Annotated in this window: 17 protein-coding genes; 1 reads left to right on the top strand and 16 read right to left on the bottom strand. The window is 34.1% G+C overall.

Going from position 1 to position 16,594, the window contains the following annotated elements:
* Positions 1-176: 176 nt before the first annotated feature.
* From NST63_RS09195 to mtnN, 4 genes are all read right to left on the bottom strand, one after another.
* A complete protein-coding gene (locus tag NST63_RS09195) occupies positions 177-1,997 on the bottom strand; it encodes a DHA2 family efflux MFS transporter permease subunit (protein ID WP_341041939.1) in 1,821 nt (606 codons plus the stop codon).
* An 8-nt stretch (positions 1,998-2,005) separates the two neighbouring features.
* Positions 2,006-2,650, bottom strand: coding sequence for an efflux RND transporter periplasmic adaptor subunit (locus NST63_RS09190; RefSeq protein ID WP_078109908.1), 645 nt, complete (start codon positions 2,648-2,650; stop codon positions 2,006-2,008).
* Positions 2,651-2,782: 132 nt separating this feature from the next.
* Complete coding sequence (locus tag NST63_RS09185) at positions 2,783-3,040, bottom strand: YrhC family protein (protein WP_341041937.1); 258 nt, start codon at positions 3,038-3,040, stop codon at positions 2,783-2,785.
* Positions 3,041-3,464: 424 nt separating this feature from the next.
* On the bottom strand, positions 3,465-4,160 hold the full coding sequence (mtnN, locus tag NST63_RS09180; RefSeq protein ID WP_341041935.1) for a 5'-methylthioadenosine/S-adenosylhomocysteine nucleosidase: 696 nt from the start codon (positions 4,158-4,160) through the stop codon (positions 3,465-3,467).
* Between the two features lie 217 nt (positions 4,161-4,377).
* Between mtnN and NST63_RS09175 the strand changes: the two genes are divergently transcribed.
* Positions 4,378-4,584, top strand: coding sequence for a DUF2536 family protein (locus tag NST63_RS09175; protein ID WP_341041934.1), 207 nt, complete (start codon positions 4,378-4,380; stop codon positions 4,582-4,584).
* A gap of 18 nt (positions 4,585-4,602) precedes the next feature.
* Here NST63_RS09175 and NST63_RS09170 read toward each other — a convergent pair whose 3' ends face one another.
* The 12 genes from NST63_RS09170 to NST63_RS09115 form a co-directional block, all read right to left on the bottom strand.
* Positions 4,603-5,310, bottom strand: coding sequence for a DUF1510 family protein (locus NST63_RS09170; RefSeq protein WP_058002097.1), 708 nt, complete (start codon positions 5,308-5,310; stop codon positions 4,603-4,605).
* 92 nt (positions 5,311-5,402) lie between these two features.
* Complete coding sequence (locus NST63_RS09165) at positions 5,403-7,151, bottom strand: peptidoglycan D,D-transpeptidase FtsI family protein (protein ID WP_212943324.1); 1,749 nt, start codon at positions 7,149-7,151, stop codon at positions 5,403-5,405.
* Between the two features lie 374 nt (positions 7,152-7,525).
* Positions 7,526-8,002, bottom strand: a complete 477-nt coding sequence (gene greA, locus NST63_RS09160) for a transcription elongation factor GreA (RefSeq protein ID WP_058002095.1) — start codon at positions 8,000-8,002, stop codon at positions 7,526-7,528.
* Positions 8,003-8,110: 108 nt separating this feature from the next.
* Positions 8,111-8,746, bottom strand: a complete 636-nt coding sequence (gene udk / locus NST63_RS09155; RefSeq protein WP_058002094.1) for a uridine kinase — start codon at positions 8,744-8,746, stop codon at positions 8,111-8,113.
* Positions 8,747-8,827: 81 nt separating this feature from the next.
* Positions 8,828-9,466, bottom strand: coding sequence for an O-methyltransferase (locus NST63_RS09150; protein WP_242598161.1), 639 nt, complete (start codon positions 9,464-9,466; stop codon positions 8,828-8,830).
* A 152-nt stretch (positions 9,467-9,618) separates the two neighbouring features.
* Positions 9,619-10,767, bottom strand: a complete 1,149-nt coding sequence (gene mltG / locus NST63_RS09145; RefSeq protein WP_058002092.1) for an endolytic transglycosylase MltG — start codon at positions 10,765-10,767, stop codon at positions 9,619-9,621.
* A gap of 258 nt (positions 10,768-11,025) precedes the next feature.
* Positions 11,026-11,313 carry a DUF1292 domain-containing protein gene (locus tag NST63_RS09140; RefSeq protein WP_058002091.1) on the bottom strand — a complete coding sequence of 96 codons (288 nt, stop codon included), beginning with the start codon at positions 11,311-11,313 and terminating at the stop codon, positions 11,026-11,028.
* Positions 11,314-11,326: 13 nt separating this feature from the next.
* Positions 11,327-11,743: a Holliday junction resolvase RuvX gene (gene ruvX, locus NST63_RS09135; protein ID WP_058002090.1), complete on the bottom strand. Its 417-nt coding sequence runs from the start codon at positions 11,741-11,743 to the stop codon at positions 11,327-11,329.
* Positions 11,744-12,013 carry an IreB family regulatory phosphoprotein gene (locus NST63_RS09130; RefSeq protein WP_058002089.1) on the bottom strand — a complete coding sequence of 90 codons (270 nt, stop codon included), beginning with the start codon at positions 12,011-12,013 and terminating at the stop codon, positions 11,744-11,746. It abuts the gene before it with no gap.
* Positions 12,014-12,269: 256 nt separating this feature from the next.
* The gene (gene alaS / locus NST63_RS09125; RefSeq protein WP_212943326.1) at positions 12,270-14,903 is read right to left on the bottom strand and encodes an alanine--tRNA ligase; all 2,634 of its coding nucleotides are present in this window, start codon (positions 14,901-14,903) and stop codon (positions 12,270-12,272) included.
* Between the two features lie 383 nt (positions 14,904-15,286).
* Positions 15,287-16,363, bottom strand: coding sequence for an AI-2E family transporter (locus tag NST63_RS09120; RefSeq protein WP_058002087.1), 1,077 nt, complete (start codon positions 16,361-16,363; stop codon positions 15,287-15,289).
* Positions 16,364-16,456: 93 nt separating this feature from the next.
* A complete protein-coding gene (locus tag NST63_RS09115) occupies positions 16,457-16,591 on the bottom strand; it encodes a YrzQ family protein (RefSeq protein ID WP_139254802.1) in 135 nt (44 codons plus the stop codon).
* Positions 16,592-16,594 lie beyond the last annotated feature (3 nt).

Here is a 16,594-nt window from a genome sequence, read left to right as displayed (position 1 = left end):
TTTAAAGCAAATCAAATTCGGGTTAGGTCGAATGGATTACAAAATATTGAATTGTAATGAAAAAATAAATTTGAGATTCTTTTCATTTTAAACGACCTCCCTTTCATGAAATATTTGTTTACGTAGGTAAGTATATCCAATAATGATAGCTTTGTAAACATTTTTTTGAAATTTTTTTATTTTTCTTTTGTTGGTTTTGCTCTTTTGATAAAAAAGGCTAATACAAAGGCAACAGCAGCAATTCCAGTGGCTACTACAAAAGCATCATTTATACCACTAACCGTAGATTGTTGGACTACCTTCCCGTAGATGATACTGGTGGCTAAACTTTCCCCCGATTGTGGTGGAAGACCTGCCATTTGAGCAATTCCTTGACCTAATTGTGACATTTTACTTTGAATATAAGGATTTGAACTTGCAATGATATTCCCATAATTTGCGGTATGATACGATGATCGAGTTGTCATAACGGTAACTAGAAACGCTGTTCCAATACTTCCGGCAACTGTCCTTGCAGTATTAGAAGCAGCCGTTCCATGACTTGTTAATTTTAAAGGTAGCTGATTCATCCCTTCCGTCATTACTGTCATCATTAAAAATGACATCCCAAACATCCTCATTACATATAGCAACATTATATGCGAATAGGTTGTCTGCATTGTTAATTGAGTAAATTGCCAGGTGGTTACTACAGTGATTATAAGACCAAATAAGGCTAATGGTCGCGCCCCCATTCGATCAAATAACCATCCAGATATTGGTGACATAATTCCCATAATAATTGCACCTGGAAGCATTAATAATCCTGATTCTAATGCAGTAAACCCTCTAATATTCTGTAAATAAATCGGTAGCAGGATCATAGCAGCGAACATAGCCATATTAATAACCATACTTATAATGGTAGTGAGTGCAAATATATCATATTTAAAGACACGTAATTCAAGCATTGGTTTATCTGTTGTTAATTCTCTCCATGTAAATAGAATTAAACCAATTACCCCAATGGCTAAGGAGATAATAACGACCATACTATCCCAGCCATTATTTCCTGCCTCACTAAATCCATACAGTAGAAACCCTAAACCGATCGCAGAAAAAATAAATCCTGCAGTATCGAATTTTGGATTGGTTACCTTTGTTACGTCCTTCATCCAAGCAAATGCCAGAATTAAATCGATGATCCCAAAAGGGATTACAATATCGAATAAGATTCTCCATGAATAATGTCCAATTAACCATCCTGACAAGGTTGGACCAATTGCTGGAGCAAATATCATCGCTACCCCCATCAATCCCATTGCTGAACCACGTTTATCTGGTGGAAAGATCGTTAAAAATACCGTCATCAATAAAGGCATAATGACCCCTGCTCCTGCAGCTTGTACGACCCTTCCTAACATCAGTAAGGAAAAAGTTGTAGAGATAGAGCATATAATAGAACCGATTGTGAAAGCAGAAATAGAGAAAATCAGCAACTTTCTTGTACCAAGTTTTGCAATCAAGAACGCGGTTATCGGAATGAAAATTCCATTTGTTAACATATATCCCGTTGATAACCATTGAACCGTATTTGCGGATACATTTAGATCATTCATGATATGCGGAATCGCTACATTAAGTAAGGTTTGATTTAATATTGCTACAAATGCCCCAAGCATCATCGCAGCAATAATTTTCCCTCTATTTTTAGCAAATTGATCGACCGGCTTATCATTTTGACTGCTTTCCTGCACTTGATCATCATCACGGTTTTCTTCTTCTTCAATCAATCCTGCAGCTTCATTAACATACTCTAGCGCTGGCTCGGTAATTGCTGAGGATTGAAGTGTTTCATCGATTAACTCATCTGCAGTCGTGACCTCTTCGTTCTTTTCTTGCGTCTCAGCTATTTCCTCTACTTGAGGTAGTGTTGCGTTTTTTTTGCGAATCATATAATTCACAAATAATAGCAAAAGAATGGATACAAGAATATAACCTGCGATATATATTGACATGTCATCACCTACTTATGAATTCGCACAGTCACATTCATACCTGGAACTAAGTTAAGATTACTTTCAATTGATATCCTAACAGGAATAACTTGAACCTCTTTTGTATAATTCCCTGAGGCAGTATTGGTTGGCAGAAGAGAGAATGTTCCAGCTGTTGCTAGCCCAATTTCCTCAACTTTTCCTTTTAAAGAGGTATTAGGGAATGCATCAACATAAACATCCACATTTTGGCCAATTTCAACATCATCTATATTTGTTTCTTCAATATTTGCTGTTACCCATAAATTAGATAAATCATAGCTAATTGCTAAGGGTGTACCTGCTCCAACAATTGTGTTTGGTACTGCATTGGATTGAACGACTGTACCATTTGCAGGAGCAGTAATATCCATATTAACTGGACCATTATCGCCTAGTGTTTGAACTGTTGCGATTTTATCATTTTTGGCAAAGGTATCTCCCGTTTTAAGGTTCCAAGCGGTTAATGTTCCATTAACTGGTGAGGCAATCGTGACTTGCTGACCCGCAATTTGCGCATTATCCGTACTTAAATAAGTAACTGATCGATTATAGAAAAAATAAGCTGTAAATCCACCCCCTACCAAAATGATTAGTAAAATTACATTAATTAAGATCATTCGCTTAGCATTCATAGATGTTCCTCCCATAAAAATGAACATTGTAAAACATTCAAACATTCTTCCCTATTTTTTCTCTCATTCTTTTTTTTATCCAGATCATTTTATGATTTTCCTTTACAACAAAAAAAATAGCACATAATTGTACTATTTTTTCATTAAATACTCTTCCCCTTCATCACTATCAAGAAGAATTTTTCTATATCGGTTAGATTGAAAAAGAAAATAGACAGAAAGTAAAAGTAATAAAACGGTTCCGCCCATTAATAAATCTGTTTTAATAATTGTTTTATCCTCTAATGGTAGTACGACGCCAAGATATAAAAACGATGATAATGCTAAAGATGTAATTCCAAATCTTTTAAAGTCGACCATTTTCTCATAAAGAACTCTTGCTTTAGACATATACGTCATCCTCTCTATGAATCTACTAATAACTTTAACATATATAGTAGAAAGATTTATTAGGTAATTAAAGGGAATATAGAAGGACATGAGCGCGATAAAAAAAACGAGAGCAATATAATACCTGCTTATGTTGAGAATAGATGAAGGATTTGGTCGAGGCTTATGCTAAAACAATTTCTTAAACTTGTTGTATATGTAAGATGATAAAAAACTTATACATGTTAATACACTAAAAAAGGATAGGTGAAGTTGTTTATTCACACTATCCTTTAGTTTATTATATTTTGTACAGTTATAATGCTTTTTTACCCAATTTGTAACAATTGCAGATCTTTTCTCAGTCCAATAAAGGGGGCTGATAGTTTAGCCTTTGGTTTATTTATCTTTACCTTAATAGCAATATTGTTTAAACATATAGCCTTTAATTAAAATGCTTCACCATTTCCATTACAAGCTTTGCAGAATGAAGAGCAGCCGTTTCTAAAAATTGATCAAATGAAATATTCGATTCTTTCCCAGCAATATCTGATAAAGATCGTATAATGACGAACGGTGTGCCAAATTGATAAGCAACTTGTGCAATAGCAGCAGCCTCCATTTCAGCTGCTTGAAGCTGTGGAAACTTTTCATGAACAAATGCAACCCTTTCTGGATCGTTCATAAAAGAATCACCTGTTGCAATCAATCCTTCACTTACTTGAATGTCTTGAATAGATTCTGCAGCTCTCTTAGCAATTGAGATTAATTTTTCGTCTGCATTAAATGCAGCAGGCATTTGAGGTACTTGTCCATATTCGTAACCAAATATTGTTGCATCGACATCATGCTGACGAACCTCAGTAGAAATAACAATATCGCCAACCTTTAAGGATGGATTAAATCCACCTGCAGATCCGGTATTAATTACTATATCTGGTTTATATTGATGCAAAAGAATCGTTGATGACATAGCAGCATTTACTTTTCCAATTCCAGAGCGAAGTAATATCACCTCTACACCATTCATTTCTCCCGTAGAAAACTCATATCCTGCTATGGTTTCTATTTTTAAATTATTAATATTTTCTCTTAAAATGACGACTTCTTCTTCCATCGCACCAATGATTGCTACTTTCATATTCATACCTCTTTCATTTAATTATCATTCACAAATATTATAAATCAATATAGAAAAAAAAGCATTTTTACAAAGAAATCCTTGAGCATGATTTTATAGATGAGGAGTTTACAATACTTTTTCTTAGTGAAAATGAAAGATACTTTACTTATATAGCAACAATGTTTGAGAAAGGAACCTATAAAAAATATGCTACAATACATTTGGAGGGATGTTGATGAGCTTACGATTTGAATTAATAGAGGATAAGATTGAATTTTTTGAAGCTGTAGATTTAAAAAATCTAGAAAAGAAAATCAATGAAAAAATTGAACAGAATAAGGCGATTATGCTACATGTCCATTCTGTTTCTCATCAAATGCAGCTCACTGAAAATGGGCAGCCATTTTATTCTGCAGTTGTACATTTTAAATTAAAAAGATAGGGTGACCAAATGCACACCCTATCTTTTATCATTTTTGTTTAATTCTAATACTTTTATTGGTTTCCAACCTTGACCATCTTCCCAGCTTAAATAGACACGATATGTCTTTGACGGATCATTTTTAGAGGAAACTGTACCTGCCACTAAATTATCAGATCCACCCTCACGTCCTAAATACCAAATAGTTAAACTTTCTTCGGGTATTCCAGTAGCATAAGATAAAGCTTTGGTTTTTTCCTGCCAATCTATCGAATCTTGATCTGAGGAATATTGGTGACCATTGGTTTGCTCTGTTCCGATACCTTTCCAATTAGGATTAGTATAAGATTTTTTCACATTTGGTTCATCACTTTCTTGGGAGATAACTTCTTCACTATTTAAGTCCTCTCCTTCAAGATCCTGTTTTTCATCCTCAGATGATAGCTCATCATTATCATCCTTATCTTCATTTGTATCATTATCAGAAGTCATACGGTCTTTATTTTCACTGTTGTTGTTTTTATTCTCTTTTGAGTCATGAATACCTTTGGCTTGTTCTGTCTCTTTATTTTTATCTATAGCTGCTTTCTTATCATCATCATTTCCACCAAAAAAGATTTTACTTCCGACAATGATAATAAGTACAACAACAACTAATATAAGTGAATTTAGGATAATATTCGTTTTTCGCCTTTTTGATCTTTGAGCTGACCGGGAACGAATTTGATCGTCAAAATCATTTGCCATAAACAAAATCCCCCTTTTCATCTTTACTATCATACCATGTCTTTTAAAAGAGGAAAAGTTTGTGGAAATAAATTAATGCTTTTCGACTATATTTATTGATCGTATTCATAAATCGATTGAATAATATCTGAAAATAGTGGGTTAATCCCTCCTTCATTTTCTAGAACACCTAAGTTCACAACCACTAATGCATATTTAGGCTGATTAAATGGAAAATACCCTGCAAACCATTTATTATGTAACTGCTGATTATTTTCATTATAGATCCCCGTCTCTGCAGTACCTGATTTGCCGGCAACTTCGTATGGAAGATTCTGAAACCATCTCCCAGTCCCTTGATTACTCGTTACAACATGCCTTAACATTCCTTGTAATTTCATAGCAGTAACCTTTGAAATCGAATCTCCTTTATTTCCTTGTTTAGGGAAATCCATCATCGTTGTCCCATCTTGATATTTAATGGCAGAAACAGCCTTTACGGCTTGTCTTTCTCCTCCCCTAGCAATCGTAGCCATCATATTTGCTACTGCTAATGGAGTTACTCTCACTTCCTGTTGTCCAATACCTGTTTGAGCAACAAAATTATCATCTATTTTACTATCTTCCTTTGAAAATACCTGTCCCTCGTCTTCTCTCAGCTGTCTAAAGTCAGTAAAATGATATACATCTCCCTGCCAACTGATTTGTCCAATTAACCCTAACTTTGTCGCATATTCCTCTAGCAGATTTGGATCTTTTTCCTTCAGTCTTTTTGCCAAATCACCAAAGGCCCGATTACAACTTACAGAAAAGCTTTCATCAAAATTCAGTTCTCCCAATGCCCTTTCGGCAGGCTTCCCATATAAATCCTCACTACAAGGAAACGTTTCATTTTCCTTCACCACACCCGTTTCAATGGATGCTGCTGCAACTACTGTTTTAAAAATAGAACCAGGAATCTGTTGCTTCAGCATTAAATTTTCTACAGCATTATTTTCATATGGATGTTTGGGGTTAATTTTTGGCCGTGATACATCAGCTAAAATTTCATTTTTCTCAATATCCAGTAATAGGACGCCGCCTTTTTCAATTTTATATTGATCCACTAGTTTTTCTAATTTATCTTGCAACTCTTTATTTAAAGTTGTTTGAATATTCACAGGAAAGAAAGGATTACTTGGACCAGTATATTTCACATTAATACCAAAGAGCGGTCCCCCCATGGCATCTACATGATATACAAGCTTTGATGCGCCATCTGGTAATAGAAATTCATCAAATTGCTTCTGTAATCCTGTAATGCCTATTTTTTGATTTTGCATGCCCTTCTTATCTGGATACCTTTTTAGGAAAGTTTCAGCTTGCTCACCAGTTATACCTATAAATTGAGCTCCTAAAGGGTTCTTTTCTATAAACTTCTTGCGTACAGCAAATACTCCAGGTATTTTTAAATGGTTAATTTGCTCTACTTGCTCATCAGATAATATTAATGGATCAATCTCACTAAAAACAAAAGGTTCCTTCGCTTTGTCGATTTGATCCAAAAGCTGATCCTCAGAAACCTCTAGGATACTTGCTACTTTCCCTGAATCCCATCGCATTGATTTTAAAAATGGAAATAAAATCAGAACAGACTTTTCTGAGTATGTTAATGGTTGATTATTTCTATCTAAGAATTGTCCCCTACCATCATCAATAATAATCTCTTGTGTTCGTTGGGCCACGCTTTCTTCTATTAGATTTATATGGTGCTTAGAATAGGATTCAGTTTGAATCAATTGTAGTTGAACAAGTCGTGCAATCAGTAATAAAAACATTATGATTAAAGTTACTGAAAAAAATATATATCTTTTTTTTCTCATGTATCCACCTCTAGTGTCTTGTCATTCACTACACTCCCTTCTCTCATTCTTGACCGAATTACAGTTTCTAATCGATTAATTGAATAATTAATTATTATTTTTCTGAAAAGACAAGAAAAATAAAGAACGCGTTTGGAGTAAATAAAAAAGAAACTGTTTTTAATAGTTTGTTGCTTTTTTAAAGCACTGCTGGTGGTATTTATAAACAAGAAGCCTCAGTAGTTATTTTGAAATTTGGAGCTTTTTTTAGCTAAATGAAGGAATCTAACCATTTTCAACCTATATATTATTTTGAATGTTACTTGAATAGTAACAAGCTTAATAAAAGAGTTCAAAAAAAGACTGCCTAAAAAGATTAGACAGTCCTTTCACTATTATTTTATAGAAACGATTTTTACCTTCATTTCACCACCAGGTGTTTGAACAGTAACTTCCTCATCAATTTTTTTGCCAAGTAGACTTTTTGCGATAGGTGAATCATTTGAAATCTTCCCTTCAAACGGATCAGCTTCAGCACTACCGACAATGGTATAAGTTTCTTCATCTCCATCAGGAAGTTCAACAAAAGTGACTGATTTTCCAAGTGTTACTGTATCTGAACTTGAACCATCATCTTCAATGATTTTTGCATTTCTAATCATATTTTCTAAAGTTGTTACACGTCCTTCTACAAACGCTTGCTCTTCTTTCGCTGAATCATACTCCGAGTTTTCAGATAGATCTCCGAAACTACGTGCAATTTTTATACGTTCAACAACTTCTTTACGTTTAACCGTTTTCAAGTATTCAAGTTCTTGCTCTAATTTTTCTTTTCCTGCTTGTGTCATAGGAAATACTTTTTCTGCTGCCAATTCCCTTCACTCCTAATTTTCTATTTGTATAGGTTGTAAAATACATCATAGCGCGTCCTATAAATAGGGCGCGCTTATTAATATATAATTATTATCTAGACTATCGTATTACAAAAATGATTTTTGTTCAAGAATTGTTTGAATTTTGGTGACAACCAAATCAATTGCAACATGATTTTGTCCACCTTCTGGAATAATTACATCAGCATATCTCTTCGTTGGTTCGATAAATTGATTATGCATTGGTCTTACTACATTTGTATATTGTTCAATGACTGAATGCATGGTACGACCACGATCTTCAATATCTCGTAGCATTCTGCGCATAATTCTTAAATCAGCATCTGTATCAACATAAAGTTTTATATCCATTAAATTGCGCAATCTTTCATCTTCTAATACTAAAATTCCTTCTAAAATTATAACATCCTTTGGTTCTACTATAATTTTTTTATCGGAACGTGTATGTAAAGTGTAATCATACACAGGCTTTTCTACCGCTTGATAATTTAAAAGCTTTTCAAGATGCTCAATTAATAAATCATTATCAAATGCTAATGGATGATCATAATTTGTTTTTAATCTTTCTTCAAAAGGTAGATGGCTTTGGTCTTTATAATAATAGTCTTGCTCAAGCACGAGGATAGAATGCCCTTTAAAATGTTCATATATCGCTTGAGTGACACTAGTTTTTCCCGATCCCGATCCACCTGTAACCCCGATGACTGCTGGCTTACTTCTCATTGACTAAATGGTCCCCTTTCCATTACTTTTTAAAGGCTTCTTGGATATAATTTCATATAACGATTTAGCCTTGAAATATTCTTATTTCGTTTTCCGACTTACAGCCAAACCATCTCCTACAGGTATAATGGTCGTCAAGTAGTCTTCGTGGTTAACTAACCATTCATTATATTTTTTTATTTTTCCTACAAGATTGCGTATCCGCTTATTCTCAATATTCTCTTCAGCAACTAGTCCCTTAAACAATACATTATCTGTATACACATACCCATCTTTTGTTAAAAAGGGTGTATAGAGTTCAAAAAATTTCATATATTGACCTTTAGCTGCATCAATAAAAATGGCATCAAATGGACCAAATTTCTTTACTTCCTCTACGATTTCAAGGGCATCTCCCTTTAGTACATTGATTTTGTTCCCATATTGGGACTGTTTAATATTTTTAATGGCCTGCTCATATCGCTCATCATCTCTTTCAATTGTCACAATTTGGACATCTGTCAATGCATCTGCCATCCTCATCGCAGAATATCCAATTGCCGTTCCAATTTCAAGAATTTTACATGGTTTCTGCATCGATATTAATTGAAGCAAAACTTCAATTCCAGCTAACTCCATAATTGGCACACCATTTTCTTGTGCATAATGTTCCATTTCTTGAAAAAGGGGACTTCTTTCTTTAATTAAAGATTCAACATAAGTATGAATAGAATCCTTCACATTTATTTGCCTCCTAGACGAAAAGGAGATGACATGAAAAGTAGAAAGCTTCTTACAACAGCTTTCTACTACTTCTGCCCTAATCGATTCGGTAGATTATAAAAACACGATAATTATTTTAGCATATTATTTATTAAAAAGCTATTTTAGTCCTAATCATTGTCAACATTTGTTATATATTTTTCTTTCAATTTGTTATGTTCTTCTAATGACTTCGAATAATAAACTTTTCCCGTTTTCTTTGCAGCTAAGAAATAAAGGTAATCCGTTTTTTCCGGGTTAATTGCAGCCTCTATTGAAGTTTCACCTGCATTTGAAATCGGACTTGGTGGTAAACCTTTAACCTGATAGGTATTATACGGTGAAACTACCTCTGTATCCTTATAAGTCACCCGTTCCTTATGTTTACCTAAAGAATAAAGAACTGTTGGATCTGTTTGTAAAGGCATTCCTACTTTTATACGATTATAAAAAATACTCGAGATTTTATGACGATCCGCTTTTTCTGTAGCCTCTTCTTCTATTAATGAAGCCATTGTTAATGTTTCATGGATCGTTAATTTCTTTTTATTCATCTGATCCTCATATTTAGCAATAATCGAATTGGTTTTAACTAACATTTTATTAACCAACTGATCAAGGGTTGGTTTTTCTTCATAAAACGAGTAGGTAGCAGGAAATAAATAGCCTTCAAGTGGATGTTTAATATCCTTCTCTAACAATTTATCTGTCAATAAATGAGGATACTTTTCCATCAAGCTTTTAATATACTGTGGATCATCCAGTTTTTTTAAGATTTCAGCCTGGTCATAATCAGTGTGCTTTGCGATTATCTTAGCAATTTCATCTAGTTGTAGACCTTCAGGAATTGTGAACTTGAGCTTTGCTTGTTTTAAAACCTTCCCTTTTTTTAAGTTCGTAATAATTTGATCTATTGTCATAGATGGGGATAAATCATAGGTACCCGCCTGGAAACCTGTCTCATTATTTAACTTAACGTAATATTTAAAGATTAACTCACTCTTGATAATCCCTTTTTTCTCTAAAATTTGACCAATAGACGAGGCTGAAGATCCAATAGGAATTTCCACTTTTTTCATTTCTTTTGAACCCGGACTTACAGGCTTTAATGAAGATTGAATATACAAATATCCTGTTAATGCAATTCCTGCAACAATTAAGACAACTACTAGGCTAATAATCATAACTATTTTCCTAATAGTCCTTGCTTCATTACTTTTCCTTAACAGATTATTATATATTTCATCTTTTTTATCTTTTTTACCCTTTTGTTCAGTCAATTTATCTATCACCCTTTCAAGCAGCAGACCTTACAAGGTATTCATATAGTGAACTTTACTTTCACCTATTATGTCCCATACATTATACTATAACTTTCCTAAGTTTCGACTTATTTTTTATGGACTTGTTTTAAAACTTTTTTGTTATTGTGAAACATTTTTTCTTATTACAAAGGATAAAGGCACTATACACATTAGGAATAAGATAAAAAAACCTTTTCCAAAAGGAAAAGGTTTTTTTTACATTTAATAATGTAATTATTCTTCTTCTTGTTCATCAAGAAATGTATTTAACATTTCTTCAATCATATCCCATTCTTCTTCAGTTTCAATTGGTTGAAGATCTCCTTCTTCACCATCTTCTTTTTGAATAAAGGATGATGCATGAATTTCGATTTCTTCGTTATCGTCTTCTTCTGCTCCAACTGGGAAATAAAGAACGTATGACTTTCCAAACTCTTCAGATTCAAATGTAAAGAGCACTTCATACAATTGCTCGTTTCCATCTTCATCAATTACTGTAATATGCTTTTCACCATGTTCCATTTTCTTCACCTCATTAATTTTGACTATCAAGAAATCCTTGAAGTATCATACTAGCTGCCATTTTATCAATGACTTTTTTTCTTTTTTTGCGGCTAACATCTGCCTCTAAAAGAACTCTTTCAGCTGCCATTGTTGTTAAGCGTTCATCCCACATTACTACTGGGAGGCCTAGTTGTTCTTTTAAATGCTCAGCATATGCCTTTGATGCCTCACCACGGGGACCAATCGTATTATTCATATTTTTAGGAAATCCTACAACAATTTTTTCAACTTGATATTGTTCAGCAATTTCAGCAACACGATCGTATCCAAATTTACCTTTTTCCTCATCAATCGAAATGGTTTCAATACCCTGTGCGGTCCAGCCAAGCTCATCACTTACTGCCACTCCGACTGTCTTGGATCCAACATCTAGACCCATTATTCTCAATTAAAATCCCTCACGATGCTGTTTTAAATATGACTTAACCAATACCTCGATCATTTCATCTCTTTCTAGTTTACGGATAATATTCCGCGCATCATTATGACGAGGAATATATGCTGGATCACCTGAAAGGAGATATCCTACAATTTGGTTAATCGGATTATAGCCCTTTTCTTGTAAAGCTTGATAGACCTGTAATAGTACTTCTTTAACATCCTGATCAAAAGGTTCTTCCGAAAAATTAAAACGCATGGTTTTGTCAAAAGAGCTCATTTTACAGCACCTCTCTTTAAAAAGCTTGTCCAATAAACACAAGCCTATTTTTTGTTTAATGCCTATTTAGAAGCTCACCCAATTTTTTCGACCAGAAACTTTCACTATTTCGTTCATTAGGAGGAAGGAGGTGCTAATTAGGGGAGCACCAAAGCCAAAGTTTTTTCCTAATTATTGGTATTAACCCCTTTACTTTAAAGACATCTCCTTCAAGGCACTATATCTTATCTTCATTGTACACCACTTTTTATTTGAATCAAATGGATTTTACCCACTCTTTCACAAATTCAAGTGCAGAATCTAATTTCTCTGGATCTTTACCACCTGCTTGAGCCATATCTGGACGACCACCACCGCCACCACCGCAGCGTGTAGCTACCTCTTTCACTAATTTACCAGCATGGTATCCCTTATCTATTAGATCTTTTGTAACACCTGCGATAATATTTACCTTATCATCTTGTACAGATCCAAGAACAACAATACCTGTTTCTAGCTTTTGTTTCAACTCATCTGCCATATTTCGTAGATTATTCATATCTACACCTTGAACCTTACTAGCTAAAACTTTAATACCATCTATTTCTACGGTCTGATCGATAATGCTTCCAGCTTCGATATTTGATAGCTTAGCGGCTAATGATTCGTTTTCTCTTTGTATTTCTTTCATATCACTAAGTAAGTTATCAATTCTTGTCAAAATATCTTTTGGATTTGCTTTTAATTTTTCTGCAGCTTCATTTAAGCGATGGATTTGCTCATTCATCAAATGATAGGCTGCTCCACCAGTTACAGCTTCTATACGTCGTGTTCCTGCACCAATTCCACTTTCCGTAACAATTTTAAACACACCAATTGCAGAGGTATTTGCTACATGACATCCTCCACAAAGCTCAATGCTATAGTCACCCATTGAGACTACACGAACAATATCGCCATATTTTTCTCCAAATAGAGCCATTGCCCCCATCTCTTTTGCTTCAGCAATCGGTTTACTTTGAATGATCACTGGAATGCTTGCCCATATCTTTTCATTTACAATTTCTTCAATTTTCACTAATTCCTCAGATGTAATTTGTCCAAAATGAGAAAAGTCAAAGCGAAGACGATTAGGCTCTACTAAAGAACCTGCTTGATTGACATGTGAACCGAGTACATCTTTTAAAGCTTGATGTAAAAGATGAGTTGCCGAATGGTTCTTTATTGTTTGATTTCTCTTTTGACCATTTACAGAGGCTAAAATTTCTTGATTCGTTTTTATTTCGCCTTCTTCTATGATTGCACGTTGTAGATGCTGTCCATTTGGTGCTTTTTGAACATCTTTTACTAGCACCTTTAACCCATTTGCAGTAAGAGTTCCCTCATCAGCAATTTGTCCACCACTTTCTGCATAAAATGGCGTTTCATCAAGAATAAATTGGATTTCGTCGCCTGCTACAGCATGATCAACGATTTCTCCATCTTTTAAAAGAACAGAAACTTTTGTCTGTATTGATAATGTTTCATACCCGACAAACTTGCTATCTACCTTAATGTCACCAAGAACTCCACCCTGAACCTGCATTGAACCTACATCCTGTCTTGCATTTCTAGCACGCTCGCGTTGGTTTTCCATTTCTTTTTCAAAACCTTCGTGATCAACCTTTAATCCTTCTTCTTCAGCATATTCTTCTGTTAATTCTACAGGGAAACCATAAGTATCATATAATCGGAATACATTTTCACCAGAAATTATATCGGATCCTTCTTCCTTAGCTTTTTTTATTACTGAAGAAAGAATAGCCAAACCTTCATGTAATGTTTCATGGAAACGTTCTTCCTCATTCTTCACTACTTTTTGAATAAACTCTATATTTTCTTTTACCTGAGGATAAAAATCTACCATGATTTCCGCTACAACGGGAACTAATTTATACATAAATGGTTCATTAATTTGGATGGTTTTAGCATATCTTACCGCTCTACGTAAAAGTCTGCGTAAAACATATCCACGACCTTCATTCGACGGAAGGGCACCATCACTAACTGCAAAAGATACTGTACGAATATGATCAGCTATTACTTTAAAGGCAACATCTTTTTCGACATTTTCTCGATATTTTTCACCAGAAATTTTTTCTGTTGCTTGAATAATTGGCATAAATAAATCAGTATCAAAGTTTGTTGGGACTTCTTGAATTACAGAAGCCATACGCTCTAATCCCATACCTGTATCAATATTTTTCTTCGGTAGAGGGGTATAAGTGCCGTCTGGGTTATGGTTAAATTGTGAAAATACAAGGTTCCAGACTTCTAAATATCTTTCATTTTCCCCTCCCGGGAATAATTCTGGATCATTTTTATCATCCCCAAATTCAGGTCCACGATCATAAAAAATTTCAGTATTAGGTCCACTAGGTCCTTCACCGATATCCCAAAAATTCTCCTCTAAGCGGATAATACGTTCTTCTGGAATTCCAATTTTTTTATTCCATAATTCGTGAGCTTCATCATCCTCAGGGTGAATGGTTACAGATAATTTATCTGGATTAAAACCGATCCATTTTGGACTAGTTAAAAATTCCCATGCCCATTCAATAGCTTCCTCTTTAAAATAGTCACCAATCGAAAAGTTTCCAAGCATTTCAAAAAAAGTATGATGTCGGGCTGTTTTCCCAACATTTTCAATATCATTTGTTCGAATTGCTTTTTGAGCATTCGTAATTCTAGGATTTTCAGGAATTACACGGCCATCAAAGTATTTTTTCAGTGTAGCTACCCCACTATTAATCCAAAGCAATGACGGATCATCATGAGGGACAAGGGAAGCACTTGGTTCAACCTTATGACCTTTTTCTTGGAAAAAATCTAAAAACATTTGGCGAATTTGTGCACCAGTTAATCTTTTCATACATATTACCTCCATTTAAAATTGAGAAATAAAAAAAGCCTCCATCCCTGGACAGGGACGAAAGACTTATTCGCGGTACCACCCTGATTAAAGACAAATCAATGCCTTTCTCTTGGGTGCCTATAACGCGGCAAAACGGCAGTTTTTTTCTGCACTCCAGATTAGCCTTCTGTTATCCTTCATCTTAGAATTTCTTTCAGCCAGGGAAATTCCTCTCTTTCTGTGCTCATTAATACACATTTAAGATGGACTATAACATACTTGATCCTTCAACATTTTCAGTAATATTTGGATTGTTTCCACTTATTTTTGACAACCAATCGCACAAAAATAAATGATAAACATTTACATATTCGAATTATAAAAAATGAAAGCACCCTTTGTCAATCTTGTGAATGAATATTAGCTATAAAATAGTTCCTCACATGAATAATTGCTACCTTAAAAATTGCTAAAACAGGTACTGCCAGAATTAAACCAATGACTCCACCTATTTCTCCACCCATAGTTAATGCTAATATAATGAATAACGGATGCATATGTAATGATTTTCCAACTATTAGCGGTGATAATATATTACCTTCAATAAACTGAAGAACCGCAATAATAATTAATACATATACTAAATATTTTACAGAAATTGTTGCAGCTATAATGCCTGCAGGAACAGCTCCTATAATCGGTCCAAAATAAGGAATAATATCTGTAATTCCAACAATTATACCTAGTAAGATTGGATATTTGATTCCCATTATCCAGAATGCAATTGTGGAAATGATTCCAACTAGTAAACAGACTAGAAGCTGACCTCGTATATAACCACCTATCGATTCATCAACATCTTTTAAAAATTTTGTACCAGCTTTACGCCATTTTTTCGGTGTGAAATACCATGTCGCTCTTTTTACACTATCAATATCTTTTAATAAATAGAAAGAAAGAAAAGGGATAATTGCTAAAATAAAAATAAAATTAATAAGCTTCATTAATGAATTGATCGCATTAGATAAAAATCCGCTTAGCCAAATTTCAAATTTATCAATTCTTCCTTCTATTTGTTCTTTCATTCCATCCGGCCAGCGTGAAGTAGAATCATGTAAATTTTCTACCCAATTTCGATAATGATTAGCAAATTCAGGAATATGGTCAGATAAATCCTTAATTTGCTCAATTAAAATTGGAATGCCTAAATAAATACTATAGCCTATTCCCCCAAAGAAAATCACATAAATTATAATGATAGCAATCCCTCTATGTAGACCAGTCCTATGCAATTTTTCAACAAGAGGATGTAGAAGATAAGTAAAGAAAGCAGCGATAAAAATTGGTAAAAATGCAGATAAAAGAACCTTTCCAAGCGGCATCCAAAATGGTTTGAGTAATAGGAAGACGTATAAAATGATTAAAACTAATAAAATATATGCTAAGTAAAATAACAAATACCAGCGAGGTTTTCGCAATGTTTATCCCTCCCGATACTAGTATTCGTGAAATGGAATATTTTATCCTCATTACAAAAGGACTGCCTATAAAATAGACAGCCCTGGTTCATTTTATTTAAATGCTTTTCTTAAACGTTTCGTCATTTTTTTCATTTGTTTATTATCGAAATATCCTTGTCTTTGTGAGATTGCAGTTGCTGCTATCCCTGCTCCAAAACCTAGCAAGGAGACGACTGTTTTATTCAAAAC

Origin of the sequence: Heyndrickxia sp. FSL W8-0496 (genome assembly GCF_038007825.1) — a bacterium.
Taxonomy (GTDB): Bacteria; Bacillota; Bacilli; order Bacillales; family Bacillaceae_C; genus Heyndrickxia; species Heyndrickxia oleronia.
The sequence above is the reverse complement of the archived record's forward strand: the minus strand, read 5'-3'. Positions and strand labels throughout refer to the sequence as shown.